The organism is Sphingomonas antarctica, assembly GCF_965137005.1.
In the GTDB taxonomy this organism is placed as follows: domain Bacteria; phylum Pseudomonadota; class Alphaproteobacteria; order Sphingomonadales; family Sphingomonadaceae; genus Sphingomonas_O; species Sphingomonas_O antarctica.
This window is the reverse complement of sequence record NZ_CBCRXM010000013.1, coordinates 22,760-47,974: the sequence shown is the minus strand read 5'-3', so window position 1 is coordinate 47,974 and position 25,215 is coordinate 22,760. Positions and strand designations below refer to the sequence as shown.

26 protein-coding genes and 1 tRNA gene are annotated in these 25,215 nt (G+C 64.5%); 14 read left to right on the top strand and 13 right to left on the bottom strand.

Annotated features, from left to right (window positions below; genetic code table 11):
• Positions 1-5 precede the first annotated feature (5 nt).
• The 4 genes from ACM9ME_RS12350 to ACM9ME_RS12335 all read left to right on the top strand — a co-directional run bounded on the left by ACM9ME_RS12350 (position 6) and on the right by ACM9ME_RS12335 (position 5,582).
• Positions 6-296, top strand: coding sequence for an MliC family protein (locus ACM9ME_RS12350; RefSeq protein ID WP_415643762.1), 291 nt, complete (start codon positions 6-8; stop codon positions 294-296).
• A 27-nt stretch (positions 297-323) separates the two neighbouring features.
• Positions 324-1,670 (top strand): glutathione-disulfide reductase, encoded by a 1,347-nt coding sequence (gene gorA / locus ACM9ME_RS12345; protein ID WP_415643761.1) that lies wholly within the window; start codon positions 324-326, stop codon positions 1,668-1,670.
• Positions 1,671-1,681: 11 nt separating this feature from the next.
• Positions 1,682-4,987 carry a polysaccharide deacetylase family protein gene (locus ACM9ME_RS12340; RefSeq protein ID WP_415643760.1) on the top strand — a complete coding sequence of 1,102 codons (3,306 nt, stop codon included), beginning with the start codon at positions 1,682-1,684 and terminating at the stop codon, positions 4,985-4,987.
• 88 nt (positions 4,988-5,075) lie between these two features.
• Complete coding sequence (locus tag ACM9ME_RS12335) at positions 5,076-5,582, top strand: glycine zipper 2TM domain-containing protein (RefSeq protein WP_415643759.1); 507 nt, start codon at positions 5,076-5,078, stop codon at positions 5,580-5,582.
• Here the strand turns inward: ACM9ME_RS12335 and ACM9ME_RS12330 are convergent.
• The 6 genes from ACM9ME_RS12330 to ACM9ME_RS12305 form a co-directional block, all read right to left on the bottom strand.
• A complete protein-coding gene (locus ACM9ME_RS12330) occupies positions 5,579-6,595 on the bottom strand; it encodes a phosphotransferase family protein (RefSeq protein WP_415643758.1) in 1,017 nt (338 codons plus the stop codon). The two genes, ACM9ME_RS12335 and ACM9ME_RS12330, sit on opposite strands and share 4 nt — an antisense overlap.
• The gene (locus ACM9ME_RS12325; protein WP_415643757.1) at positions 6,588-7,670 is read right to left on the bottom strand and encodes a hypothetical protein; all 1,083 of its coding nucleotides are present in this window, start codon (positions 7,668-7,670) and stop codon (positions 6,588-6,590) included. Before ACM9ME_RS12325 ends, ACM9ME_RS12330 begins: the two co-directional genes overlap by 8 nt.
• A gap of 78 nt (positions 7,671-7,748) precedes the next feature.
• Positions 7,749-7,824 (bottom strand) — tRNA-Thr (locus ACM9ME_RS12320).
• A 17-nt stretch (positions 7,825-7,841) separates the two neighbouring features.
• Positions 7,842-8,705: a hypothetical protein gene (locus ACM9ME_RS12315; RefSeq protein ID WP_415643756.1), complete on the bottom strand. Its 864-nt coding sequence runs from the start codon at positions 8,703-8,705 to the stop codon at positions 7,842-7,844.
• On the bottom strand, positions 8,702-9,031 hold the full coding sequence (locus ACM9ME_RS12310; protein ID WP_415643755.1) for a hypothetical protein: 330 nt from the start codon (positions 9,029-9,031) through the stop codon (positions 8,702-8,704). Before ACM9ME_RS12310 ends, ACM9ME_RS12315 begins: the two co-directional genes overlap by 4 nt.
• Positions 9,028-10,317, bottom strand: coding sequence for a replication-associated recombination protein A (locus tag ACM9ME_RS12305; protein WP_415643754.1), 1,290 nt, complete (start codon positions 10,315-10,317; stop codon positions 9,028-9,030). Before ACM9ME_RS12305 ends, ACM9ME_RS12310 begins: the two co-directional genes overlap by 4 nt.
• An 85-nt stretch (positions 10,318-10,402) precedes the next feature.
• Between ACM9ME_RS12305 and ACM9ME_RS12300 the strand changes: the two genes are divergently transcribed.
• Together ACM9ME_RS12300 and ACM9ME_RS12295 are read left to right on the top strand one after the other, a co-directional pair.
• Positions 10,403-10,987, top strand: a complete 585-nt coding sequence (locus tag ACM9ME_RS12300) for a PadR family transcriptional regulator (protein WP_415643753.1) — start codon at positions 10,403-10,405, stop codon at positions 10,985-10,987.
• Positions 10,988-11,007: 20 nt separating this feature from the next.
• Positions 11,008-11,301: a DUF2218 domain-containing protein gene (locus tag ACM9ME_RS12295; RefSeq protein ID WP_415643807.1), complete on the top strand. Its 294-nt coding sequence runs from the start codon at positions 11,008-11,010 to the stop codon at positions 11,299-11,301.
• On the opposite strand, the gene ACM9ME_RS12290 is transcribed toward ACM9ME_RS12295, so the two are convergent.
• Positions 11,298-12,452 (bottom strand): glycosyltransferase family 4 protein, encoded by a 1,155-nt coding sequence (locus ACM9ME_RS12290; RefSeq protein ID WP_415643752.1) that lies wholly within the window; start codon positions 12,450-12,452, stop codon positions 11,298-11,300. The genes ACM9ME_RS12295 and ACM9ME_RS12290 overlap by 4 nt on opposite strands.
• Positions 12,453-12,578: 126 nt before the next feature.
• Here ACM9ME_RS12290 and ACM9ME_RS12285 point away from each other — a divergent pair, with 126 nt between their 5' ends.
• Positions 12,579-13,538, top strand: a complete 960-nt coding sequence (locus ACM9ME_RS12285; RefSeq protein WP_415643751.1) for a PEPxxWA-CTERM sorting domain-containing protein — start codon at positions 12,579-12,581, stop codon at positions 13,536-13,538.
• Here ACM9ME_RS12285 and ACM9ME_RS12280 read toward each other — a convergent pair.
• The 4 genes from ACM9ME_RS12280 to coxB form a co-directional block, all read right to left on the bottom strand.
• On the bottom strand, positions 13,502-14,653 hold the full coding sequence (locus ACM9ME_RS12280; protein ID WP_415643750.1) for a DUF1501 domain-containing protein: 1,152 nt from the start codon (positions 14,651-14,653) through the stop codon (positions 13,502-13,504). The genes ACM9ME_RS12285 and ACM9ME_RS12280 overlap by 37 nt on opposite strands.
• Positions 14,654-14,655: 2 nt before the next feature.
• Positions 14,656-16,152, bottom strand: coding sequence for a DUF1800 domain-containing protein (locus tag ACM9ME_RS12275; protein WP_415643806.1), 1,497 nt, complete (start codon positions 16,150-16,152; stop codon positions 14,656-14,658).
• 142 nt (positions 16,153-16,294) lie between these two features.
• Positions 16,295-17,992, bottom strand: a complete 1,698-nt coding sequence (ctaD, locus tag ACM9ME_RS12270) for a cytochrome c oxidase subunit I (protein ID WP_415643749.1) — start codon at positions 17,990-17,992, stop codon at positions 16,295-16,297.
• A 10-nt stretch (positions 17,993-18,002) separates the two neighbouring features.
• Complete coding sequence (gene coxB / locus ACM9ME_RS12265; RefSeq protein WP_415643748.1) at positions 18,003-19,091, bottom strand: cytochrome c oxidase subunit II; 1,089 nt, start codon at positions 19,089-19,091, stop codon at positions 18,003-18,005.
• A 120-nt stretch (positions 19,092-19,211) separates the two neighbouring features.
• Here coxB and pyrE point away from each other — a divergent pair, with 120 nt between their 5' ends.
• From pyrE to ACM9ME_RS12230, 7 genes are read left to right on the top strand one after another with little or no spacing between them, the layout of a single operon-like run.
• The gene (gene pyrE / locus ACM9ME_RS12260) at positions 19,212-19,787 is read left to right on the top strand and encodes an orotate phosphoribosyltransferase (protein ID WP_415643747.1); all 576 of its coding nucleotides are present in this window, start codon (positions 19,212-19,214) and stop codon (positions 19,785-19,787) included.
• Positions 19,784-20,749, top strand: a complete 966-nt coding sequence (locus ACM9ME_RS12255; RefSeq protein ID WP_415643746.1) for a serine hydrolase domain-containing protein — start codon at positions 19,784-19,786, stop codon at positions 20,747-20,749. The genes pyrE and ACM9ME_RS12255 overlap by 4 nt, the downstream gene beginning before the upstream one ends.
• Positions 20,746-21,231, top strand: a complete 486-nt coding sequence (locus ACM9ME_RS12250; RefSeq protein ID WP_415643745.1) for a hypothetical protein — start codon at positions 20,746-20,748, stop codon at positions 21,229-21,231. Before ACM9ME_RS12255 ends, ACM9ME_RS12250 begins: the two co-directional genes overlap by 4 nt.
• Positions 21,228-21,956, top strand: coding sequence for a pyridoxine 5'-phosphate synthase (locus tag ACM9ME_RS12245; protein ID WP_415643805.1), 729 nt, complete (start codon positions 21,228-21,230; stop codon positions 21,954-21,956). Before ACM9ME_RS12250 ends, ACM9ME_RS12245 begins: the two co-directional genes overlap by 4 nt.
• 7 nt (positions 21,957-21,963) lie before the next feature.
• Positions 21,964-22,374 (top strand): holo-ACP synthase, encoded by a 411-nt coding sequence (gene acpS / locus ACM9ME_RS12240; protein WP_415643744.1) that lies wholly within the window; start codon positions 21,964-21,966, stop codon positions 22,372-22,374.
• Positions 22,371-23,261, top strand: coding sequence for a signal peptidase I (gene lepB, locus ACM9ME_RS12235; protein WP_415643743.1), 891 nt, complete (start codon positions 22,371-22,373; stop codon positions 23,259-23,261). Before acpS ends, lepB begins: the two co-directional genes overlap by 4 nt.
• Positions 23,261-24,346 (top strand): AI-2E family transporter, encoded by a 1,086-nt coding sequence (locus tag ACM9ME_RS12230; protein ID WP_415643742.1) that lies wholly within the window; start codon positions 23,261-23,263, stop codon positions 24,344-24,346. Before lepB ends, ACM9ME_RS12230 begins: the two co-directional genes overlap by 1 nt.
• A 12-nt stretch (positions 24,347-24,358) precedes the next feature.
• Here ACM9ME_RS12230 and ACM9ME_RS12225 read toward each other — a convergent pair whose 3' ends face one another.
• Together ACM9ME_RS12225 and rpsU are read right to left on the bottom strand one after the other, a co-directional pair.
• Positions 24,359-24,955: an FKBP-type peptidyl-prolyl cis-trans isomerase gene (locus ACM9ME_RS12225; protein ID WP_415643741.1), complete on the bottom strand. Its 597-nt coding sequence runs from the start codon at positions 24,953-24,955 to the stop codon at positions 24,359-24,361.
• 1 nt (position 24,956) lies between these two features.
• On the bottom strand, positions 24,957-25,163 hold the full coding sequence (gene rpsU / locus ACM9ME_RS12220; protein WP_415643740.1) for a 30S ribosomal protein S21: 207 nt from the start codon (positions 25,161-25,163) through the stop codon (positions 24,957-24,959).
• Positions 25,164-25,215: the final 52 nt, after the last annotated feature.

Genomic DNA, 25,215 nt, shown 5'->3' with positions numbered 1-25,215 from the left:
CGGCGATGATCGTGTTGGCGGCAATGGCTTTGGCGGGCGCGACGATCCCGACCGCGGCGCGTTTTCAATGCGGTCCGACGGTGGTGATCGCGCGTTTTTCGCGCGACCGGGTGGTGCTCAACTTCGATGGGCGGTTGCTGCGGTTGGCGCAGACGGTCAGCGCCGACGGCGCGCGTTTCACGGGGCTGGATCATCGCCGCCGGACGGAGTTCTGGACGCGGGGTGATTGGGCGCGCTTGACCGTGGGTCTGCGCACCTGGCCCGAATGCCGTCTTGCCAACATGCCCGCGGGGTGACTTAGGCAGTCACTAAAGGAATGACGCATGGCTGAATACGATTACGACCTGTTCGTCATCGGCGCGGGGTCGGGCGGCGTGCGCGCCAGCCGGGTCGCCGCGGCGCATGGTGCGAAGGTGGCGGTGGCCGAGGAATTCCGCGTCGGCGGCACCTGTGTCATCCGCGGCTGCGTGCCCAAGAAACTGCTGATTTATGGCGCGCATTTTGCCGAAGATCTGGCCGATGCGCGGCGGTTCGGGTGGGACGTACCCGACTGCAAGTTCGATTGGCCGGTCCTTCGCGACAATGTGCTGGCCGAAGTCGACCGGCTGGAAGAATTATACGGCCAGACGCTGGGCAATCACCATGTCGAGGTCATCAGGGAGCGCGCGGTCATTACCGGGCCCAACGGGATCAAATTGGCCAGCGGACGCGACATAACCGCCAAGACCATCCTGATCGCGACCGGCGGTTATCCCATCGTCCCGACATTCCCCGGCAGTGCGCACGGCATTACGTCGAACGAGGTGTTCAACCTCGAAAAGCTGCCAAAGCGCATCGTGATCGCGGGCGGCGGCTATATCGCCAACGAATTTGCGGGAATATTCCATCAGTTCGGGGCGCGCGTGATCCTGGTCAATCGCAGCGACCAGATCTTGCGCGGCTATGACGAGCAGATCCGCGACCGGTTGCTGCAGATCTCGGTGATGAAAGGAATCGAATTCCGCTTCAACGCGCCATTCGAAAAGATCGTCAAGCGCAAGGACGGCACGCTCGACGTGCACATGGCGGGTTGCGAAAACATCCATGCCGACATGGTGCTGTTCGCCACCGGTCGCGCGCCCAATACCAAGGGGCTGGGGCTCGAAGAGGCGGGTGTTGTGCTTACGGACAAGGGCGCGGTGAAGGTCGATGAGGATAACCGCTCGTCGGTCGGATCGATCTATGCGGTGGGCGACGTGACCGACCGCATCCAGTTGACCCCCGTCGCGATCCGCGAGGGACAAGCGTTTGCCGATACCGTCTTCGGCAACAAGCCGACGCGCGTCGATTACGTCAATGTGCCGAGCGCAGTGTTCAGCCACCCGCCGATCGCCGCCGTGGGCATGACCGAGGGGCAGGCGAAGAACCAGCTGGGCGCGGTCAAGGTCTATACCTCGGATTTCCGGCCGATGAAGAATGTGCTGGCGGGGCGCAACGAACGGTCGCTGTACAAGATGATCTGCGACGCCTCGAACGATGTCGTCGTCGGGCTGCACATGATCGGCCCGGAATCGGCGGAAATTCTTCAGGCGGCGGCGGTGGCGGTCAAGGCGGGACTGACCAAGGCGCAGTTCGATGACACGATTGCCTTGCACCCGACGATGGCCGAGGAACTGGTGCTGTTGAAGTAGGCGCTCTGACGATGGCCGAAAATCCGATTTTCTACGATCCGAGCGGGCGCCGCCGACGGCGGTCGATCGCCGTGGTCGGCGCGCTGCTCCTGCTGATCGTCGCGGGCGCAGTCGCCTTCGCCATCACCGTGCTGGCGGTGCCGGTCGGCGGCCCGTTGCATCCGATCGGTGAGCGGTATCAGGCCCGCCCGCTGAAGCAGCAGCTCGCGCGGATCGGGCGACAGATTGGCTGGCTGCCCTCGGGCCGCGCGCATGCGACCGCCGCCGATGCGGTGATGGTCGGTTTCTATGTGCCGTGGGACCCGGACAGCCTGAGTTCGCTGCATCGAGATGTGGCGCAACTCGATTGGGTCGTGCCGACGCTCGGCAGCATTACGGAAGGCGGCAAGCGCGCGGTGTTCACCGCCGATCCGTCGTTCGACCGCGTTATTGCCGCCGCGCCCAACCGCCCCCGCGTCCTGCCGATGGTGCAGAACGCCGCCAACGACAAATGGGATGGCCCGGGCATGGCGGCGATCCTCGCCGACCCGGCGCGACGCGGCGCGATGCTCAAGGTGCTGACGGCAATGGTCGAGCGCGAAAAAGGCGGCGGCATCGCGTTCGATTTCGAAGAATTGCCGCGTTCGGCATTGGGCGATTATTTGCGTTTCATCGGCGAAACGCGCGCCGAATTTGCCAAGCGCGGCTGGTTGGTCACGCTGGCCGTGCCGCTCGGCGATCCCGACTGGCGCCTCGCCGATTTCGCGCGCGCCGCCGACCGGTTGTTCCTGATGGATTATGACGAGCATTCGCCCGGGTTCGGCCCCGGGCCGATCGCATCGCAGGGCTGGTTCATCGCGCGCCTGCAGGACGCGCTGCGCCAGGTGCCACGCAACAAGGCGATCGTGGCGGTCGGCAATTACGCCTATGACTGGCACGGCAAGGACAGCGACAATCTGTCGGTCGAGGAAGCATGGCTCGAGGCATCCGAAAGCGATGCGACGCCGGGGTTCGACAAGACATCGGGTAATTCGACGTTCTCGTACGAAGAAGACGGGGTCACGCACAACGTCTGGATCCTCGACGCCGCGAGCGCGTATAATCAGTTGAAGGCGGTGCGCCGCGAAGGCGTCGCCGGCGTCGCCTTGTGGCGCATGGGCAGCGAAGACCCCGGGTTCTGGGCGGCGCAGGCGGCGGTCGAGGCGGGGACGCAGCCCGACCTGAGTATCGTCCGTTACGAAGGCAGTGTCGACGTCGAAGGCACTGGCGAATTGCTGCGCATCGAAGCCACGCCGCGCGATGGCGCGCGGCAGGTGGCGTTCGACGCCAGCGGACTGATCCGCCAGGTCGCCTATCAAAGTTTGCCCAGCCCCTATGTCGTGCGCCGAGGCGGCGATCGTGCGGGGATGGTCGCGTTGACGTTCGACGATGGCCCCGATGCGACCTGGACCCCGCGTATCCTCGACGTGCTCGAGGCGAAGCATGCGCCCGCCACTTTCTTCGTCATCGGCGAGAATGCGATTTCGCACCCGCAATTGCTCCGGCGCATCGTCGATGGCGGCAGCGAGTTGGGTAACCACAGCTACACGCATCCCAATCTCGCCGAGGTCTCACCGCGTGGCACGCAGTTGGAGCTCAACGCCTCGCAGCGGCTGATCGAGGCGTATACGCGGCATTCGACGCGGTTGTTCCGCGCACCATATTTCGGCGACGCCGAGCCGACGACCAGCGAGGAATTGCGCCCGGCGCTCGCGGCGCAGCAGGCTGGTTATCTGAATGTCGGGCTGCACGTCGATCCCGACGATTGGAAACGCCCCGGCGTCGCGGCGATCATCCAGAAAGCGCTGGCCGCCGGCGACAGCGCCGATCCGCAGCATTCGACGCGCATCATCCTGCTCCACGATGGCGGTGGCGACCGTGCACAGACTGTCGCGGCCTTGCCCGCGATCATCGATGGGTTGCGCGCCAAGGGTTTGAAGATCGTCACAGTGTCCGAACTGGCCGGGGTCACGCCGCAAGCGGTGATGCCATTGGTCAAAGGCAGCGACCTGCTCGCCGTGCGGGTCGACGTTAGCGTGTTCCTGTTCCTCGCATCGTTGCTCTGGTTGCTCAAATGGCTGTTCTACGTCGCGATTTCGCTGGGCATTGCGCGCGCGGTGCTGATGGCGATTTTGGCGGTCCGGCAAAACGGGCGGCAGGATGACCCGCCCGCGGGGGAGAGCAACGCTCTGGTCTCCGTGCTCATCCCCGCGTTCAACGAAGCGCGCGTGATCGAAGGGTCTATCCACCGCGTGCTGGCGAGCGAAGATGTGCGTGTCGAAGTGATCGTCATCGACGACGGATCGAAAGACGATACCAGCGCGATCGTCTCTGCCGCCTTTGCCGATGAACCGCGGGTGCGCCTCCTCACGCTGGAAAACGGCGGGAAGGCGCGGGCGCTCAATCTCGGGCTGGAGCTGACGACATCGGACATCGTCATCGCGCTCGATGCCGATACGCAGTTCGAAACGACGACGATCGCGCGCCTGGCCCGCTGGTTCGCCGATCCGACGCTGGGCGCCGTCGCGGGGAATGCCAAGGTCGGCAACCGCGTCAACATCGTCACCCGCTGGCAAGCGACCGAATATGTCACCGCGCAGAATCTCGAACGCCGTGCGCTGACCGGCTTCGACGCGATCACCGTCGTGCCGGGCGCGGTCGGGGCGTGGCGTCGGACGGCACTCGACGCGGTCGGCGGCTATCCGCTCGACACGCTGGCCGAGGATCAGGATCTGACCATCGCCATTCAGCGCGCGGGCTGGCGCGTGGCGTATGACATCGACGCCGTGGCGTGGACCGAGGCGCCGGAAACGCTGCGCCAGTTGGGCAAGCAGCGTTTCCGTTGGGCCTATGGCACGCTGCAATGTCTGTGGAAGCATCGCGCGGTGATCCGCACGCGCAAGCCGCTGGGGCTGGCGCTGGTCGGGCTGCCACAGGCGTGGTTGTTCCAGATTGTATTTGCGATGATCTCGCCGGTCATCGACCTCGCCCTGGTCGTGAGCGCGATCGGCACGGTGATCCGGGTGCACCAGCATGGCTGGGCGCAGACGCAGTCCGATGTGCTGACGATGGCGATTTTCTGGATCGTGTTCACCGCCATCGATTTGCTGTGCGGGTTCATCGCCTATCGGCTGGAGCCACGCGAGAAGGGCTATCCGTTCTGGCGGCTGATCACGCAGCGCATCGTCTATCGCCAGTTGATGTATGGCGTGGTGCTGCGCGCGATCGGCGCGGCGCTGTCGGGACCGCGTGTCGGCTGGGGCAAATTAGAGCGGACCGGGCGCACGTCGGCCGCCTGACGCCCGGGTGAACCGAAAGTAGTTTTGGGTTCACGCAACCGTTCCACCTGCGGTCCGTTCAACCTGCGTCAATCGTAGGAGAGACCCGATGAAGACGATGATCAATGCGATCGCGCTGGCCGCAACGGCGATGACGGGAATGACCGTCGCCGCCGCCCCGGCGCAAGCACAGCAGACGACGTTCGAGCGCGAAAACGCTGCGCGCGGCGTCTATAATTACGATCAGGCGCGTCGCGACTACCGCCGTGAACTGCGCCATTATCGCCAGTGGAACCGTTACGACTATAACAATCCCGACCCGCGTTACGGCACCTATTATGCCGACCGCTACTATCGCGACGGCCGCTATTATCAGCCGCGCCGGCTCAGCCAGAACGACCGCGTCTATCGTGGGTATGACGGGCGCTATTATTGCCGCCGGTCGGACGGCACGACCGGTCTGATCATCGGTGCGGGTGTCGGTGCGCTGGCTGGCGCGACCATCGCCAATGGCCGTTCGAGCTTGCTCGGCGCGCTGATCGGTGCCGCAGCCGGTGGTGCCGTCGGCAGTTCGATCGATCGCAACGGATCACGGAACGGTTATTCCTGCCGTTAAATCAGGTTGATCGAGCCTAGATCAAGAACCATCGCGGCGGCGCGCTCACCCATGGTGAGGAACATCGCGTCGCCGCGTTCGGTGCGTCCGACGATCATCGACGCCGCGACAGCCATCAGGAAGCCGGCAAAAGCACTGCGGCGATATTCGACCCACTCTGTATCGGCTTCGGTTTCAGCTTTGATCGCCGACAACCAGCGGTCGAACAATACGCGTTCCCAAGCCCGCCGATCGTTCGGTGAAAGCGACGTGCCGGCGAAATAGGCAAGATCGCGCACGCCACGCCCGACGGCGCAGGTCTGCCAATCCACGATAGTCACGCCGCCCTGCGGGTCGAACAGCAGATTGTCGTGGCGATAATCACCGTGGACGAGCGTTTTAGATCCGCCACAAGCGATCCACGCATCGACGCGGTCCACAAGAGCGTCGCCGGCCTCACGCATCGCCGGCGTGACGCATGCGCCATAACGTTCGAGAAACGCAGGCCACAGCATCGCATAAAGCGGATCGACCGTGCCGTGCGGCAGCTTTGCTGAGCCCGGCAACCAGTCGCGCGTGTTGAGCGTCGCGTCGGCCCAGAATGCTCCGTGAACGGCCGCGAGTGCATCGACCGCGGTCTCGGCTTCGTTTTGCGTTAACGGCACGAGTTGATCGCCCGCGCGTGCGCCGGCGATTTCGCGCATGATCAGGGCGAAATCGTGCGTCGCCTCATCGAACCCAACATATAGTATTTCAGGAACCGGCAACGACTTCCCCCGCGCCAAGCGGTCGTAAAAGCCGGTCTCGCGCTTATAGCTGTTCTGTGCCACACCGGTCGCGCGCGACACGTCGTCGGTGGCCGCGAATTTTCCGACCAGCGTCGCGGGCGCGCCTGCACCGGCCAGAGTGAACCGATAGGTCGCCCCGACTTGGCCGGTTCCGATCGGGGTGTGCGACAACCGGTCGATGCGGGTGCCCAGCATTTCGCTGAGCCATTCTGCGGTGACCTGTTCGACGCGAAAGACCTTAGTCACCGAACACCGTCGTGAGTCCGAGTGGGGCGTAAGGGCCGAGGATCAGTTGTTCGAGGATGCCGGTCCCGACGTGCGTTTGCCCGCCATCCTCGACGGTGACTCGCGCCAGTGCCTGAATGTGCAGATGGTCGGGGCGCCCGGCGGAAATGGCCGCCGGGCCCATGTCTTCGCGTTCGACCGCCAGCGCGCCTTTCCACCCGCCATGCGGCCAGTCGGGATGGCCGTAACCGATCCCGCGCATCAGGAATTTCGCGCCGGGTTCGAACGTCGCGGCCAGGCGATCATCGCCGAATTTTGCGGTGAGGGTCGCCGCGCTGGCATGACGCAGGCCGGGTTCGAGAGTCAGGGTCATCGCCCCGTCGCTGGTTTCGTCATGCTCGCCGCTGTCCGCCTGTCGCACCGCACGGACGTTCCACGGCTTCCCTTCCGCATCGGCGTTGACGTGGAAGAACAGCGAGCCATTTGCGAAATTGGCGGGCGACCACAGCCAGTAGAATTGCGGCGCGACTTCGGGCACGATGGGCTGGGGATCGCGCGCACCGACGGGCCGGACGCCCCAGCTGCGGTCGCGCGTGCCGACATGGGTGTCGACGCCAACCCGCTGGCCATCGATCTCGTACCAGCCGGACCAATGGCCGTTCTGCGTCAGGCGGGTGTAGTCCATGAAACTGCGCGGACCGAAACGGCGCGTGAAACGCGGCTCCTCGATCGGAAAATGGCGACCAGTGAAGGTCAAATCGGCGGCGATGCCGTCGGTCGGCGCGATGCGAACGCGGAGGATTTGCAGCGGTTCGACGATGTCGATGCTGATCGGCCCGACGGACAGGTCCATGCGCTCCATGCCGAGCAATTTCGAGGCGTGGAGGCAGATTTGCTTGCCGCCAACCAAGCACGAAAAATGCGCGTCGGCGACGTTGAGATTGGGATAAATGCCAAACGCGATGGCGAAAAACGCTTCGCCTTCGGGGCCATAGCCGTTGAAGAAATAGCGGTCGTAGAAATTGCGGTCGGTGCCCGCGAACGCCACCGGTTCGGGCGTCTGATGGATCGGGTAATCGTCGCCCTTGGTCAGCACGGCATTCTCCTGCGGCCTCGCTACCCCCGGATCACGCTCGCGACAAATCATCCCCTGGATGATTTGAGTCTGTCATGATGGTGCCGGCTAGAGGGATCGAACCCCTGACCCCCTGATTACAAATCAGGTGCTCTACCATCTGAGCTAAGCCGGCTTGGGTGCCCTGTAACGTCAGCGTGCGCCGAACGTCCAGCCTTCGGTGAAGCGGACCGCGTCGAGACCGGGCGGGTGCCACAGTGCCGCGTCGCCATGGACATGGCGCAACCACGCTGCGGTGAGCAGTGCGTCGCTGGTGTGGTCGTCGATCGCGCCTTCGCTTGGCACGGGCGGGCTGCCAAGATTGCCGAGGGCATCATTAAGCGCCTCATAGCTCCGCATCTTCGACCGGCCCGGCGCGCGGCCTGCGGCGATGGCGGCAATGGTGGTGTAAATTTCGACGACCAGCGAACCTGTTTCGGGAACGGCATCGAACGGCCACAGCGGCAGTTTGCCGCTCAGCCGATGCAGCACGCGCATACCGGTGAGGCTCGATTTGCCGACCTGTGCCGCGCCGACCAGATTGAGGTTGCTGTAAGGGCGACAGCCAAGCGCGCGTTGGGCATTCTCGGTGATGCGGAAGCGGCCCTGTCGGCCTTCGCCGAAACGGTCGCCGCGCCGGCCGCCATGGCGGCGGAAATAGCGCGATGCTTCCAGATGATCGAAAAAGCTCATGGCAGAGAGATGTGGATCGTCCGCGCTGTGCCGCTCGACCAGCGCCCACAGGCCGCGCGCATCGGCGGGACTTTCGTCCCAACCGGGAAAGTAGGCGCTGGCATCGGCAAAGGGCATCGATCCGCTCAAGTCGAGCCCGACCAGCGTGTCCTCAGGCATCTCTGCCAACAACCAGTCGAGCACCTCCGCCCGTGACCAACGATGGCCAGGCCTGACGAGCGCGGGCGGTCCGGCAGGTCCGCACAGCGCGACGGCAATGCCCTTGTGCCGTTCTCCCGCAGCGCCCGACCAATCAATCGCCGCGAAGTTTGCAAACGTCCTCAACGCCGACGCGGCGGCTTCTTCGCCCGCGCTTGGTCCGCCGCGCGTCCAATCATCGTGCGGACGCGGTCGTCATCAGCGGCTTCGTAGCGCACCAGGACCGCGGAATAGCCGGCATAATGCGGCGTCTGCCAATACGTGTCCGGCTCGGTCGCCATCAGCATCTCCACGTCGCCGCGGTCGATCAGCAGAACGAACGAACTGTCCGGCTCATGCCCAGTCGACACCTCGGCATGCCCGTGCACTTTTGCGGCGGGCTGGCCATAATGTTTCGAGCGCTCGCCTCCGGGCAGGCTTGCCGCGAAATTTAGCGCCTCCTCCAGCGTCATTGCCGCTCGGCTCGCAGTTGGTTCCAATGGGCCATACGTTCGGCGACGCGCGCTTCGAAGCCACGGTCGACGGGGCTGTAAAAGGTTACCGGGGTCATTTCGTCGGGCCAGTAATTGTCGCCCGAAAACCCTTCGGCCTGATCGTGGTCATAGGCATAGCCCTTGCCATAGCCGAGCTGCTTCATCAGCTTGGTCGGGGCGTTGACGATGTTCATCGGCGGCATCAGGCTGCCGGTTTCCTTGGCCGATTTCCACGCGCCCTTTTGGGCGACATAGGCGGCGTTCGATTTGGGGGCGGTGGCGAGGTAGAGGCATGCCTGCACGATCGCGAGTTCGCCTTCAGGGCTGCCGAGAAAGTCGTACGCGTCCTTGGCGGCGAGGCATTGCACGAGCGCCTGCGGATCGGCGAGGCCGATATCCTCGCTGGCGAAGCGGACGAGGCGGCGGAGGACGTAGAGCGGCTCTTCACCCGCAACGAGCATGCGCGCCATCCAATAGAGTGCGGCCTGCGGGTCCGAACCGCGCAGGCTTTTGTGGAGCGCGGAAATGAGGTTGTAATGCCCCTCGCGGTCCTTGTCATAGACCGGCATGCGGCGGTGCAGGAGTTCGGCAAGCGCGGGCGGATCGAGCGGCTCGGCGATCGCGACGCTGAACAACGTCTCGGCCTGATTGAGCAGGAAACGGCCGTCGCCGTCGGCACTGGCGATCAGCGCGTCGCGGGCTTCGCGGGTGAGGGGGAGGGTGCGGTTCTCCTCCGATTCAGCGCGGTCGAGCAGTTGGCCGAGCGCAGCGTGATCAAGGCGGTGGAGAACCAGCACCTGCGCGCGGCTCAGCAAGGCGGCGTTGAGTTCGAAGCTCGGATTTTCGGTGCTCGCACCGACCAGGGTGATCGTGCCGTCCTCGACATAAGGCAGGAAGCCGTCCTGTTGCGCGCGGTTGAAGCGGTGGATCTCGTCCACGAACAGGAGCGTGCGCTGGCCCATCGTCGCGGCGTCGCGGGCGGCGGCGAAGACGCGCTTGAGGTCGGCGACGCCTGAAAACACCGCGCTGATCGCTTCGAACCGCAACCCGACCGCGTCGGCGAGGAGGCGGGCGATGGTCGTCTTGCCGGTTCCGGGCGGACCCCACAAAATCATCGAGGCGAGTTTCCCGGCGGAGACCATCCGACCGATCGCTCCCTCGGATCCGGTCAGGTGATCCTGGCCGACGACTTCATCCAACGCCTGTGGGCGCAAGCGGTCCGCAAGTGGCGCCAGTGGGGCGGGAGCGGCGAAGAGATCGGCCATGAGCGAAAGATAAGAAGTACAAGCACATCTCGCCACTTGATCTTTCTAAAGATATATCTTAGATCCGTTTGAGAAGGAGATAAATATGTTTGGTTATCATAAACACAGAGGCGGCCCGCGCGGCGGCCATTACGGCATGCATGCGATGTTCGGCCGCCACGCGCGGCAGGCCTGGGGCGAGGCGATGGCGGAAGCCGGTGGCGCTCGTCGCCGCCGGATGTTCGACGGGGGCGAGTTGCGGCTGGTGCTGCTCAAGCTGATCGAAGAGCAGGAACGCCACGGCTATGACCTGATCCGCGCGCTCGAGGAGCGGACGGGCGGAGCCTATGCGCCGAGCCCGGGCGTGGTTTATCCCACGCTGACCTTGCTCGACGATATGGGCCTGATCGAAGCGCGGCAGGCCGAGGGCGCCAAGAAGCTGTTCGGCATTACCGAGGCGGGCACGGCACATCTGGCCGAGCGCGCCGAAGAAGTCGCGGCGATCTTTGCCCGGCTCGATGCGGTCGGTGCGGAGCGCAATCGCGGCGATGCACGGCCGGTGCGCCGCGCGATGGGCAATTTGCGGCAAGTGCTGCAGGACCGCATCATGGGCCAAGAACTGAGCCCGGAGCAGTTGCACGCGATTGCCGACGCGATCGACGAGGCAGCGAAAAAGGTCGAGCGCCTGTGACCGTCGCATCCGCGACGGCGATGGTGCCGACGGCCAGTGGTAGCAAATACCTCCAGCAATTGTGCAAGCATTGGCAGCATAATTTGGAGGTGGAATTCACGCCGGAGCGGGGGACGGTGACGTTTCCCCGCGACGCGCGGGGAGCCGACTGGCCGGGCGACGGGGTGGTGACGATGATTGCGCATCCCGACACGCTCGAATGCCGGATCGATGCGAGTGCCGACGGTCAACTCGACGGGCTGAAGGGCGCTTTGGCGCGCCATCTCGACCGCTTTGCCTTTCGCGAAGCGCCGTTGACATTCGACTGGGCTTAAAGCCGCGTCTGGCGGTTGCGGATGACGCGTAGATAGGTTTCCGCGACTGCCGCGTTGATGCGGTCCCATTCATATTTGGCGGCTTCGGCGATGCCCGCCTGGCCCATGCGCGCACGGAAATCGTGATCGGTGGCGAGGCGGGCGAGCGCGTTGGCATAGCCCTCAATCGCGCCGGGGCGGACCAGCAGGCCGGTCACGCCGTCCTGGACGATATCCTCGCTGCCCGCCGCGCGCGCGGCGACGACGGGAATACCGCAGGCCATCGATTCGAGCGATACGTTGCCGAAGGTTTCGGTGACGCTGGGGTTGAGGAAGATGTCCATCCCGGCAACCGCACGGGCGAGGTCGGGACCCATCTGGAAACCGGTGAACACCGCGTCGGGCAGGCGGCGCTGAAACCAGTCGCGCGCCGGCCCTTCGCCGACGATGAGCACGCGGTGTTTGATATGCTTTTGAGTCAGTCGCTCGACGGCTTCGGCGAAGACATCCAGCCCCTTTTCCATAACGATGCGGCCGAGAAAACCGATCACGACCTCGTCGTCGGCAATGCCCTGCGCGCGGCGCCATTCGAGATCTCGCCGCCCGGGATTCCACAATTCGTGGTCGAGGCCGCGCGACCAGATGCCGATATCGTAATTCATGCGCTGCTCGCGGAGGATCTGGGCAAAACTGTCCGACGGCGCGACCAGCGCATCGCAGCGGCGATAGAAACGCCGCAGGATCGCCAGCATGACCGGTTCGAGAAACGCCAGATTATAATAACGCGGATAGGTTTCGAAGCGCGTGTGGACCGAGGCGACGATCGGCAGATCGTGCCACCGCGCCCAGCTGACCGCGCGATGGCCGAGCATTTCGGGCGCGGAGACGTGAACGATATTGGGCGCGAAACGGCGCAAATCGCGCTTTGCCGCGGGCATAATGCCGAAGGCGAAGCGATATTCCTCGCGCCCCGGCAGCGGGACCGACGGCACGCTGACCAGATCGCCGGTCGCCGGAAACGCAGGGTGATCGGTCGTCGGCGAATAGACGCGGACCGCCGCACCCTGGCGCAGCAAATAACCGACCAGGCGGTTCAACGCCTGGTTCGCGCCGTCCTTCACGAAGTTATAATTGCCCGAAAACAGGGCAATGCGCAGCGACGAAAGGTCCATTGGCCGAGGCGTAGCGGAAACGGGTCGCGCATGCGAGCACGCGCCGTCCCGCTGCGGGAATGTCGTTTTCATACAATCAATATCGTCCAATTGTTGTGATGGCGGCGCATTCTCGGGGGGTTAACCATGCGCAAGACGCTGTTCTCGATCGCGACGATCGCTGTCGCCGCTTTATCCTCACCCGCGCTTGCTGCCTGCCCCGGGGATGGGTGCTACGTACCGCCGGTGCCCGACGCGCTCGAGCTTCAGGGGTATTTCGAATTTCCGACGACCGATCCGCAGAATTATTATGTCGGCGGGGGAATTTCGACTTTCACCCTGCCGCTGCCCAATGCGATGCCGTCGGTGACCTATACCGTCAGCGGCAATCCCGGCGTGCATTTCGTATCGACCACCGGCTATACCGTGCTGGGTGATGCTGACGGGGGCGTGGCGTTTGCCGTGACCCTGCCCAACCAGGGATCGCCCTCTTTGGGGACCGTCGCACAGAAGACCTTGGCCAATAATGCCAATGTATCGATGTCCATGTTCTACACGATCAAGCTCAGCGCGCCGGATATGGCGGCGGCGGACCAGATTGCGTTGACGCTGGGTCAATCGACCAAGGCAGGAACGATCTCGGGGAATTGGGGGACGACGTTGTCGGGCGTCGGCAGCGCGACGGTGATCGCGGTCACCACCAATCCCCAGAGCTTTGGAGGCTCTTTCCGCAAGGATTGCACGGCGATCCCGGGCACGATCGACGCGTCGGGCTGCGGCACCGGCGGCTATAGTTTGGATTTCGGCTTTGTTCGCGGCGATCAATATTCCAATGGCAGCGCGCTCGATTTCTACAGCCGCGCCTATCTCAATGCCTCGAGCTACACTTATTTCGACGGGTCGAGCGGCAGTGTGTCGGCCTATATCGATCCGACGATCCGGCTGAATTCGTCGTTCCGCGGAATTAGCGGGCTGACGCTGACTTCGGGCGGCGCGGCGACGGCGCTGGCATTCGTGCCCGAACCGGCGAGCTGGGCGCTGATGATCGGTGGCTTCGGTTTTGCCGGCGGCTATGCGCGGACGAGGCGTTCCTTGAAGCTGGCATAAGGCGTTTCGGGGAACAAAGCGCGGGCAAGCGGGGCGGGGTCGATCCCGTAATGCTGCCCGAGGGCACCGGCGATCAGGGTATCGAGACCCAGCGTCGGTTTTAGATCACGATTTTCGTAGAGGTTGGCCGCCGACAATCCGGGCCAGTCGGCGACGACGCGCCCGCCCGCGACCGCGCCACCCAACAGCATTGCTGCCGAACCCGTGCCGTGATCGGTGCCGCCAGTGCCATTGACCGCAACGGTCCGGCCGAATTCGGTGGCGACGAGGACGAGCGTGTCACTCCATGCGGGGCCGAGGCCGGTTTTGAGCGCCGCGAGCATCGCGTCGAGGCCCTTGAGCTGTGCGCCCAATCTCGCGGTCTGCGCCGAATGAGTGTCCCAGCCACCGGTTTCGATCATTGCGATGCGCGCCGAATTCGGGCCGGTGAGGAGCTTAGCGGTGAGCGCGCCGGTTGCCGCGGCGTTGGCGCCGCCGCCCGCCGTCAAGTCGCTGGTCTGGGCGCGTGTCGCCATCGCGCTCGACCAGAGCGGGTGGAGTTGCGTGTCGGCCTGATAGAGTTGGGTCACGCGGGCGAGGAGATCGTCGGACGCCTGGGGCAGCGCCGACGGCGCATAGCTCGCCACGTCGATCTTGCCCCGCAGCGCGACGGGAACCGTGGCGGACACGGCGATGGCCGAGGCATCGGTGCGCGGGACTTGCGTCAGCAAGCGGTTGAGCCAGCCGTCGCGCAACTGATAGGCCGCGGTGCCGCCGGTTTCGAGCACGTTCTGGCCATCGAAATGCGAGCGGTCGCGATAGGGCGACGCGACGGCGTGCGCGAAAAGCGCTTCGTTGGCCGCATACATTTTCGCAGCTTCGGCGAGTGCGGGGTGGAGGGTGAACATACCATCCAATTTGGTGCCGCCGGGAATGGCGAGTGCGCCGCGTGCGGGCGCGAACCCCGGATCGCCCGTCGGCATGATGATGTTGAGCCCATCGGCCGCACCGCGCTGAATGATGAACACGAACCGACGCTCGGTCGCGGCTTGCGCCAGGACGATGCGCGGGGTGGCCAGCGCGGCGGCGGCGAGGGCGCCTTTGGTCAGCAAATGGCGACGGTCGAGCGTGAGCATATCTATCTCCGCATGAATTCGGGGGCGACGAGCATCAGCGCGGTCGCCTGTGCCGGGCTGTCGGCGCGGGCGATGGCTTGCGCGGTTGCCGGCGTGAGCGTGCCGGGCATCAGTTTGGGTGCGAGGGCGCGGGCGTCGAGCGTGGGCACGCGCGCCGCGAGGCGTTCGGCGGCTTCGACGCGCCGAACCAAGGCGTCGGGGCCGGCCCAACTGGCGTCGATATCGTCATAACCGGCGGGCGAGCCAGGCCGCCATACAGGCTGGCCGAGTTGTTGCATCAGGCCCGCGACCTGCTGCCCCTCGAGCGTTTTGAGGCCCAGCCCGCGCGACGACGAAATCATCCAGTCCCACGGCGATTTGAACTTTTCCTCGGGCGCCGCCCACAATTCGGGGGACTCGATGAGCGTGCGATACAGCGAAGGCAGATCGCCCCCGGTCGATGTGAAATTCGCGGCGAGCCGCTGAACCAAATCAGGTGGCGGCGTGTCGCCCGCGAAATGGCGCGCAAGCTTGGTTGCGATGTGCGTCGCCGTCGCCGGGCTGGCGCATAGATCGGTGAGGATCGCGCGCGCTTGTGCCTCGCCCTGTTGGTCGTAGCTGCGCCCGACGATCGTGCGGGTGCCCGGTTGGTGGACCGAGGCGAGGAAGGTGAATTCGCCGGGATTGTCAGCGACGCCGAGCAGTCTCGCGCCGGGGCCGCGGCCGATGCCGCTGACCGTCCAACCGGTCAGCGCGCGGGCGAATTCGGTGACGTCGGCCTGGGTGTAACCGGTGCGGACACCCAGCGTGTGCAGCTCCATGATTTCGCGCGCGAGGTTTTCGTTGAGTCCGACCTTGCGCTGGCCGCGCGCGGCGATGCGTTGCCCGACCGGGCTGTCGGGGCCGATCGATTGCGCCTGATCGAGATACAGCAGCATCGCCGGATGCTGTTCGACGGCGAGGGTGAGGTCGGCGAACTTGCCGAGGACATTGGGGCGGATCGCCTCGAATTCGAGGAGGCCCGACAGGCCGATAACGGTCAGTTTGTCGGCGCTGACCGCGAAGTGATTGGCCCAGAAATGGGTGAGGCGTTCGACGAACGGCGCGGGGCTGGTGAGCGCGGCGGTGGCGCGCGCGCCGGTCAGCGCGAGGTAATCGGCGCGGCCGGCGAGGCGTTGATCCTTGCGGACCGTCTGCATTGCGGTCTTGGCGGCGGGGTCGATCTTTGCCCCAATGCCGGGCGGGGAAGCGCCCGGCATGGCAGCGGGATCGACCCGGGCGACGGCGGCGAGTTGCGTCTTGCCGCCCGTCTGTTGGCGCATGTCGCGCAGTTCGTCGAGATATTCGGCGAGGTGCCCGGCGACGCTCGCGCGTGTCGGTGCGGCGGCCAGCGCGGGCGGTTTCGGATCGAAGCTTTTCAGCTGATCGAGCAGATAGCGTTTGGGATCGCCCGGCGGCGTGTCGTCGGGGCGTGCGCCGAGGCCGAAGCGGTTGAGAGCGATGGCGGCGTTGGCTGACATCACGCAAAGCTGCGCCGAGTCGGTTGAATTGCCGGTGAATGAAAGTGCGCCACGCCGTCGGTCCTCGCGAAAGCGAGGCCGGCCGGACGTTCGCGTCGCTGAAGCGACCGGCGGGTAAAGAAGCCTTACCCGCCTCGCTCCGTTAGTGGATTACCGGCAGCGTTTCGAACTGATGGTAGGGCGGCGGGCTGGGCAACGTCCATTCGAGCGTCGTCGCCCCTTCGCCCCACGGATTGTCTGCCGCCTTGCGGCCCGCGGCGAGCGACCAGATGATATTCACGAAGAACACCAGCATGCCGATCGCCATAAGCGAGTACCCGTAATCCGACGCGATGTGGTTCCAGTACGCCTGGGCATCGGGATAGTCCGGCGTACGCCGCGCCATGCCCTGAAGCCCCAGGAAGTGCATCGGGAAGAACAGCACGTTTACGCCGACGAAGAAGATCCAGAAGTGAACCTGACCGAGGAATTCATTGTACATCTTCCCCGACATTTTGGGGAACCAGTAATAGAAGCCCGCGAACAGCGAGAACACCGCGCCGAGCGACAGCACATAGTGGAAGTGCGCGACGACGTAATAGGTGTCCTGCATGTACGTATCGATGCCGCCATTGGCGAGCACGACGCCGGTGACGCCACCGACGGTGAACATGAAGATGAAGCCGATCGCCCACATCATCGGGGTCTTGAAGCTGATCGAACCGCCCCACATCGTGGCGATCCAGCTGAAGATCTTGATCCCTGTCGGCACCGCGATAACCATCGTCGCGGCGGTGAAATACATCTTCACGTTCACGCTGAGGCCGGTGGTGAACATGTGGTGCGCCCACACGATGAAGCCGACCACGCCGATCGCGACCATTGCATAGGCCATGCCGAGATAGCCGAACACCGGCTTTTTCGAGAAGGTCGCGACGATCTGGCTGACCATGCCGAAGCCCGGCAGGATCATGATGTAGACCTCGGGGTGACCGAAGAACCAGAACAGATGCTGGTACAGGATCGGATCGCCCCCGCCCGACGCGTCATAGAATGTCGTGCCGAAATTACGGTCGGTTAGCAGCATGGTGATCGCCGCCGCGAGCACCGGCAATGCCAGCAACAACAGGAACGCGGTGACCAGCACCGACCACACGAACAGCGGCATCTTGTGCAGGGTCATGCCCGGCGCACGCATGTTGAAGATCGTTGTGATGAAATTGATCGCGCCGAGGATCGAGCTTGCGCCCGCGAGGTGGAGCGAAAGGATCGCCATGTCGACCGACGGACCGACCGAACCCGACGTCGACAGCGGGGCATAGACCGTCCAGCCGGTGCCGGCGCCGAGGCCGCTGCCACCGCTGAAGAAGCTTGAACCGAGCAACAGGATGAACGCGGGAACGAGCAGCCAGAAGCTGATATTGTTCATGCGCGGGAACGCCATGTCGGGCGCGCCGATCATGATCGGCACGAACCAGTTGCCGAAACCGCCGATCATCGCCGGCATGACCATGAAGAACACCATGATCAGCCCGTGCGCGGTGATCAGGACGTTCCACAGATGGTACGCCTCATCCATCGTCGCGGGACCCTGACCGACCATGCCGTTGTGGATGTTCGCCCAATATTCGAGCCATTGAATGCCCGGTGTCGCCAATTCGACGCGCATCATCCCCGAAATGCCGCCGCCGATGATCCCCGCGATGATTGCGAAGATCAGATACAGCGTGCCGATATCCTTGTGATTGGTCGACATGAACCAGCGGGCGAAAAAGCCCGGCTTGTGATCCGCGTCATGGGCATGATCATGGTCATGCGCGTGGCCGTGAAAGTCGTGCGGGGTGGCGGCGATATCGGTCATATGCTGAGTCTCAGTGGTTCGCGGTCGCGGCGTTGGCGGGGGCGGTGCCCGTCGTCTTGGCCGGAACTGTCGCATTGTCGGGTGCAGTGGCGGTCGGCACGGTGCCGGACGCGGTGGCCGGAGCCTGCAGCGCCTGTCCGCCACCGCCCGCTTCGGCGTTCGCGGCCTTGGCGGCGCTGGCGGCACTGCCGTTCGAAATCTTGCCGCCCTTCGATAGCACCCACTGGTCGAAATCGGCCTTGCTCACGACCGAAACCTCGATCGGCATGAAGCCGTGGCGCGCACCGCACAGTTCGGAACACTGGCCATAATAGGTGCCGATGCGATCGACCTTGAAGGTCGTCTCGTTGGTCCGGCCGGGGACCGCGTCCATCTTGGTCCAGAACGCCGGAACCGCCCAGCTGTGGATCACGTCATTGGCGGTGGTCAGCAGCCGGATGGTCGTGCCGATGGGGATGACGATCGGGTTGTCGGTGCCCAGCAAGCGGGGCTTGCCGGCGGCCTTCGCCTTGTCGTCGGGCAGCATGTTGGCGACGACTTCGAACCCGCCATTGTCGGGGTATTCGTACGACCAATACCATTGGTTGCCGATCGCCTTGATCGTCAGCGCGTCCTTGCCCGCAGGCTTGTACTGCGCGGCCAGCAGCGAGATCGAGGGAATCGCGATCGCCACCAGGATCAACACGGGGATCAGCGTCCAGGCGATTTCGAGTCCGGTGTGGTGGCTGGTTTTCGACGCCACGGGGTTCGACCGGCGATTGTGGAAGATCGCCACCCAGAACAACAGCCCGAGCACGAAGAACGAGATGACCGTGATGATCGGCATCAACAGCGCATTGTGCATCCATAAGGCGCGTTCGCCGTTGACCGTCACCTGTTTCTGGATGCCGATGGCGCCGGGAGTCGGCTGGCCGATGCCAGCCTCGGTTTTTGGCAGGACCGGCGCGGCAACCGCCGGTGTCGCGACCGGGGCGGCGGCATTGGCGGTCGCGGCAGCAGCCTGCTGTTCGGCAACGACTGGAGCCGGTGCGGGCTGGGCCAGCACGGGCGCGGAGAGGCCGAGACCGAGGGCAATCAAAAGCGGAGCGAACAATTTCATCGGCAATCGGCGTCCCTGGAATCGCGCCCGACGGCGCACTCTGTGCAAGCGCCTATAATCAGCGACCGCGCCCCTGTGAAGGGCATTGGCGCGGGGATTTCGGCACGTTACGGAGGGTAAATGACCGACGAAGAGGTACTCGCGGAATTTCGCGCCGCGCAAGCATTGCTCGAGGGGCACTTCATCCTGTCGTCGGGGCTGCATTCGCCAGTGTTTCTCCAGAAAATGCGCATTTTCGAGGATCCGGTGCGCACCGCGCGCGTGTGCGGCGCGCTGGGCGACCTTATCCGCACATCCTTTGGTGAAGTCGATCTGGTGGTCTCACCCGCGATCGGGGGGATCATCCCCGGCTATGAGACTGCGCGCGCCCTCGGCTGCAGGGCCGTGTTTGTCGAGCGCGAGGACGGCGAGTTCCATCTGCGCCGCGGCTTCGAGATTCCGGCGGGCACGCGGATCGTCATGGTTGAGGATATCGTAACCACCGGGCTCAGTTCGCGCGAATGCATCGCCGCCATTCGCGAGCATCCCGGCGTATTGCTCGGCGCCGCGTGCATCGTCGATCGTTCGAACGGGACGGCGGATATCGGCTTGCCCTTGGTGTCGCTGCTCAAGATGGATGTGCCGGCCTACGAAGCGGATAAATTGCCGCCCGATCTGGCAGCAATACCGGCGATCAAGCCGGGGAGTCGGAGGTGAGATTTGCCGCACTCGCCTTGTTGGCCCTCATCGCCGTGCCAGCCGCGGCAGAAACGGTCGATCAGGTTGCCGCGCGTTACGGGCTGGCGGGCGAAATCCTGGTTGGCAAGGGCAAGGCCGTCGTGTCCGACCAAGCCTTTGGTACGGTCGATCCGGCGGGCGGCAAGCTGCACAAGGCCGGTGCGCGCTGGCGGCTGGCATCGATCAGCAAGCAGATCACGGCAGCACTCATCGTAAGGAACTATTTTGGTGAACTCGATAAACCGATGGGGATCGCGCTGCCGGGTTTCGAGAAGCTGACGCGGCGTGAACTGCTCACGCACCATAGTGGCCTGCCCAATCCCGATGCGACGCCGACGGGGATCGGTGGCGTTCCCAGCTTCTACCAGAAACCTATGCCCGATTTCGCATATTGCATGTCGGCACCACCTAAGTCCGATGCTCCATTCAGCTATAACAATTGCGATTATCTCACCGTGCAGCAGTCACGCGGACCGATCTTGCCTAAAGGCATCACTGTCGCACGCCTAGGCGAAGTGGGCGTTCCAGGTTTTGTCGGCGGTAAACCAGAACCCTATTTCGAGCTGGGCAGCTGGTACACGGCGGGCGGTTTCATGGGCACCGCGCGCGCGGTGTTCGATTTCGATCGCTCGCTGATGACCGGCAAGCTGCTGCCGCCCGCCGCCCTCGCCGAATTGTGGAGGCCGGAGGGCAAGGGCAGCTATCAGGCGCTCGGCCAATGGGTCTTTCCCGGCACGCTCAAAGGCTGCGCCAAACCCAAACGGATCGTTCAGCGCGACGGCGAAATCTATGGCGTCCAGGCACGCAATTTCATTTTCCCCGACGACGATCTGGTAGTGATCGCTTTTACCAACCGCTCGTCCGACGATTTCGCGTTTGGCGAAGTGTGGGAAGGCAAGGGCTTCACCTACGATCTGCTTAGTGCGGCGGCCTGTTCGTGAGCGCGTTTACCGGGCGCGCGATCGGGCTTGGGTTTGCCGTCCTGTGGTTGATACTCGGCGCGGCGGCGTTGCCCATACCGTGGCGCTGCCTGGTCGGCGCGGGCGGATTGGCGGTGATCGGCATATTCGTCTGGCGTGCGTGGCGAATGGAGGAGCCGCGCACCGGGCTGTTTCGAATGGGCCGCTACAGGATCGCGGTGATCGCCGAATTCGCGGCAATCGCGGTGACGCAGCTGTTGCTCGGGCGGTGGGGGCTGGGCGGCTATTTGTTGCCGGCTGTTGGTATCCTCGTCGGGTTGCACTTCATCGGACTGTGGTGGGCCGGGGGCGGAGAGCGCTATCTGTGGCTGGCCGCGACGATGACGGCGATCGACGCTGCCGCGCTGCTGCTTCCGGCTGGCAGTGCGGCGATGCAGGCGACTGCCGGCCTGGGGTCGGCGGCGGCGCTGGCATGGTTCGCTGGAACGGGGGCGCGGCGATGACCGGCCATCTCCGCCTCGGCGTCAACATCGACCATGTCGCGACGGTGCGCAATGCGCGGGGGGGCGAGCATCCCGACCCGGTCCGCGCGGCGCGGATCGCGGCGGAGGTGGGGGCGGATGGCATAACCGCTCACCTGCGCGAGGACCGGAGGCACATTCGCGATGACGATATCGCGCGGTTGATGGGCGAAATCGATTTGCCGCTCAATCTCGAAATGGCGGCCACCGACGAGATGCTGGCCATCGCGCTCAAGCACCGCCCCCATGCCGCGTGCATCGTGCCGGAAAAGCGCGAGGAGCGGACGACCGAGGGCGGGCTGGATGCCTATGGCCAGCACAACAGCCTGACGCCGTTCGTCGCGCGCTTGCTCGATGCCGGGGTGCGCGTCAGCCTGTTCATCGAGCCGTCGCCCGAACAGGTCGAAGCGGCGATCCGCCTCGGCGCGCCGGTGGTCGAGTTTCACACCGGGCGGTATGCGCACCGGGTTGGCGCGCCGCAGGTCGAGGAACTGCGCCGCATCGCCGACATGGCGGCGCTGGCGGCCAAGAACGGTATCGAGCCGCACGCGGGGCACGGCCTGACCTTCGATAATGTCGCGCCCGTCGCCGCGATCCCGCAAATCGCCGAGTTGAACATCGGGCATTTCCTGATCGGCGAGGCGATCTTCGGCGGGCTGGGCGAGAGTGTGCGCGAGATGAAGGCGCTGATGGCGGCGGCACGATGACTCAAGCATGATCGTCGGCCTCGGCTCTGATCTCTGCAATATCGAGCGGATCCAGAACTCGCTCGACCGCTTCGGCGAGCGTTTCGAAAATCGCGTGTTCACGGATGTCGAACGTGCCAAGGCGGCGCGGCGGCCGTTCACCCGCGCGGGCACCTACGCCAAGCGCTTCGCCGCAAAAGAGGCTTTTTCCAAGGCCGTCGGCACGGGCTTTAAGCGCGGGGTGTTCATGAAGGACATCGGCGTGGTCAACGCCCGGTCGGGTGCGCCGACTTTGGCGTTGGCGGGCGGGGCGCAAGCGGCGCTCGACGCGCTTATTCCCGACGGCTATGAGCCGCGCATCCATTTGACGCTCACCGACGATCACCCCTGGGCGCAGGCCTTTGTGATCATCGAGGCACTGCCGAAAGCGACTGCGTGACCAGCGAAACGATCGTCGAGACCCCCGCCGAAGAACCGGTGGTCGTCAAGGAAAAGAAGAAGACCGACTGGAAGGCCGAGGCCAAAGGCATCTTCTGGCTGGTCCTCGCGGTGCTCGGATTTCACAGCTTCGTCGCCAAGCCATTCTACATTCCGTCGGAATCGATGTTGCCGGGGCTGCTGGTCAGCGACCGGCTGGTGGTGACGAAATTCCCTTATGGCTGGAGCTTTGCGTCGCTGACGTTCCATCCCATCGGGTTCATTCCCGGCCGCGTGCTGGGGCATTTGCCCGAGCGCGGCGACGTGGTCATCGTCACGCCGCCGGGCACCAGCGAAGATTATATCAAGCGTGTTATCGGGCTGCCGGGCGATACGCTCGAAGTGCGCGGCGGCACGGTCATCCTCAACGGTGTGCCGGTGAAGCGCGGCCCGCTCCATTATGTCGACATCCCCGATTATGGCGGCGATCCCTCGGCCGACGGCCTGACCTGCGATCCGCGCGTCTATCCCGGCGCGTTGACCGAAAAACCGGGCGGCAAGAACAGCTGTCGTTTGGCGATCATCCGCGAAACGCTGCCCAACGGGCGCAGTTACGACACCGTCGAATCGGGCTATATCTGGCAGGCGGACGATTATGCGCCGACCAAGATTCCGGCGGATCATGTCTTCCTGATGGGCGACAATCGCGACCATTCGGCGGACAGCCGGTTCAGCCTCGCCGAAAAGGGATTGGGCGGCGCGGTGCCGTGGGAAAATCTGGGCGGGCGTGCCGAATTCATCACCTTCTCGCTCGATGGTGGCGCGGTGTGGTGGAATCCGATCAGCTGGCTGACGTCGCTGCGCGGTAATCGTGCAGGGACGACGTTGCACCCGTCGCGGGGCGGCTGATGGCCGAAGCGCCGCGGCAAGACGCCTCGACGCGACCGACGGAAGCGCCGGGTCCGAATGAAATGCGCGACCCGGTGGTGCGCGAAGAATTGAAACGCGCGGGCGTATGGATCGCGCTGATCGTCGCGGTCGTCGCGGCGTATTTCCTGTCGCAGCCATTGTTGCTGATCTTTGGCGGCGTGGTCCTTGCGACGATGCTCGATGGCGGCGTGCGATTGCTCGGGCGGCGGCTGAAGATCGCGCGCGGCTGGCGGCTGGGTATCGTCGTGGTCGGCGTCGTCGCGTTCCTCGTCTGGACGATGATTTACGCCGGCAGCCAGATCGCGTCGCAGGCCGAAGGGTTGCGTGTGATCGTTACCGCTCAGGTCCAGCATTTGCTCACGCTGGCGCACGCCAATGGGCTGATCGGCGCGGACAGCGCGAACGAGGTCGGCAAGCAGGTGTTCGGGTCGCTGGGCCGCGTCACATCGTTCGTCGGCTCGGCGCTCGGCGCGCTGACCAGCGCGGTGATGATGCTGGTGATCGGTGTGTTCCTGGCGATCGAGCCGGGGAGTTACGAGCGCGGGCTGGCATGGATGTTCCCCGTGGCGCGCCGTGCGAGCCTGTACGACACGCTCGGCCATATGGGCTATTCGCTGCGGCGGTTGATGCTCGGTCGCTTGATCGGCATGGCCGTCGAGGGTGTCAGCACGTGGTTGCTGCTGTGGGCCGGCGGTGTGCCGATGGCGGCTTTGCTCGGCTTGCTGACCGGCTTGCTGGCCTTTCTGCCCAATATCGGGTCGATCATTTCGGGGACACTGATCGTTCTGGTGGGCCTCAGCGCGGGCGGCAATTTGTGGCTCTATGCGTTTGCGGTCTATCTCGGCGTGCAATTGCTCGATGGCTGGCTGATCGTGCCGACGGTTGCCCGGAAGTCGGTCGATCTGGCACCCGCTCTGGTCCTCGCCGCGCAGTTGCTGTTCGGCGCGGCGTTCGGGTTTCTGGGTCTGTTGTTCGCCGATCCGCTGTTGGCGATGGTCAAGGTCGCGCTGGAGGCGCGGTCGGGGCTCGATCCCAAGGCGGAAGGAAAGCGCGCGGAGCTTTAATCCCGCACAGCCTTATTGTTGCGGCTGGCCGCCCGGCTGACCGCCGCCCTGCATTTGCTGCTGGATCTGCTGCTGCATCATCTGCTGCTGAACCTCGGCCTGGCTGCGGAAGTCGATCATCTCGACGTCGAACACCAGCACCGAATTGGCGGGCAGCTTGGGATCGGGCGAGCGTTCGCCGTAACCGAGCGCCGACGGGATCCACAGGCGGAACTTGCTACCCTTGGGCATCAGCTTCAGGCCTTCGCTGAAGCCAGGCACGACTTGGGTCACGGGAAATGGCGTCGGCTGTTTCGATTCGTCGAACACGGTGCCGTCGCGCAACGCACCCTTGTAATTAACGAGCGCGATGTCGGTGTCGGTCGGGCTGGGACCCTTACCGGCTTTCAATATCTGGTATTGGAGGCCCGATGGCGTGGTCTTCACGCCCGGCTGCCCTGCATGCCAGGCGAAGAATTGTTCGTTGGTACCGCTGATCGCGACGCTCTTGCTGGTGCCGGCCCAGGCCACCGCACCGGCGCCAAGCACGGCAACGGCGATACCAAGCCACAAACGCGTCACCGCGCCCTTTTTGATCGGGCGCAGCGGCACAGCCGTGACTTCGCTCATTCTACTTTACGCCGTCGCGCTCGGCGCGCTTGCGATCCATCTTGCGGGCGCGGCGCACCGCGGCGGCGCGTTCGCGCGCACGCTTTTCCGACGGCTTTTCATAATGCCGGCGCAACTTCATTTCGCGATAAACGCCTTCCCGCTGAAGCTTCTTCTTCAGCGCCCGAAGCGCCTGATCGACATTGTTGTCGCGCACCATGATTTGCATAAAAAGGCCGTCTAACTCCGCATATGATTAAGGGCAGGGCGCGCAAACACGT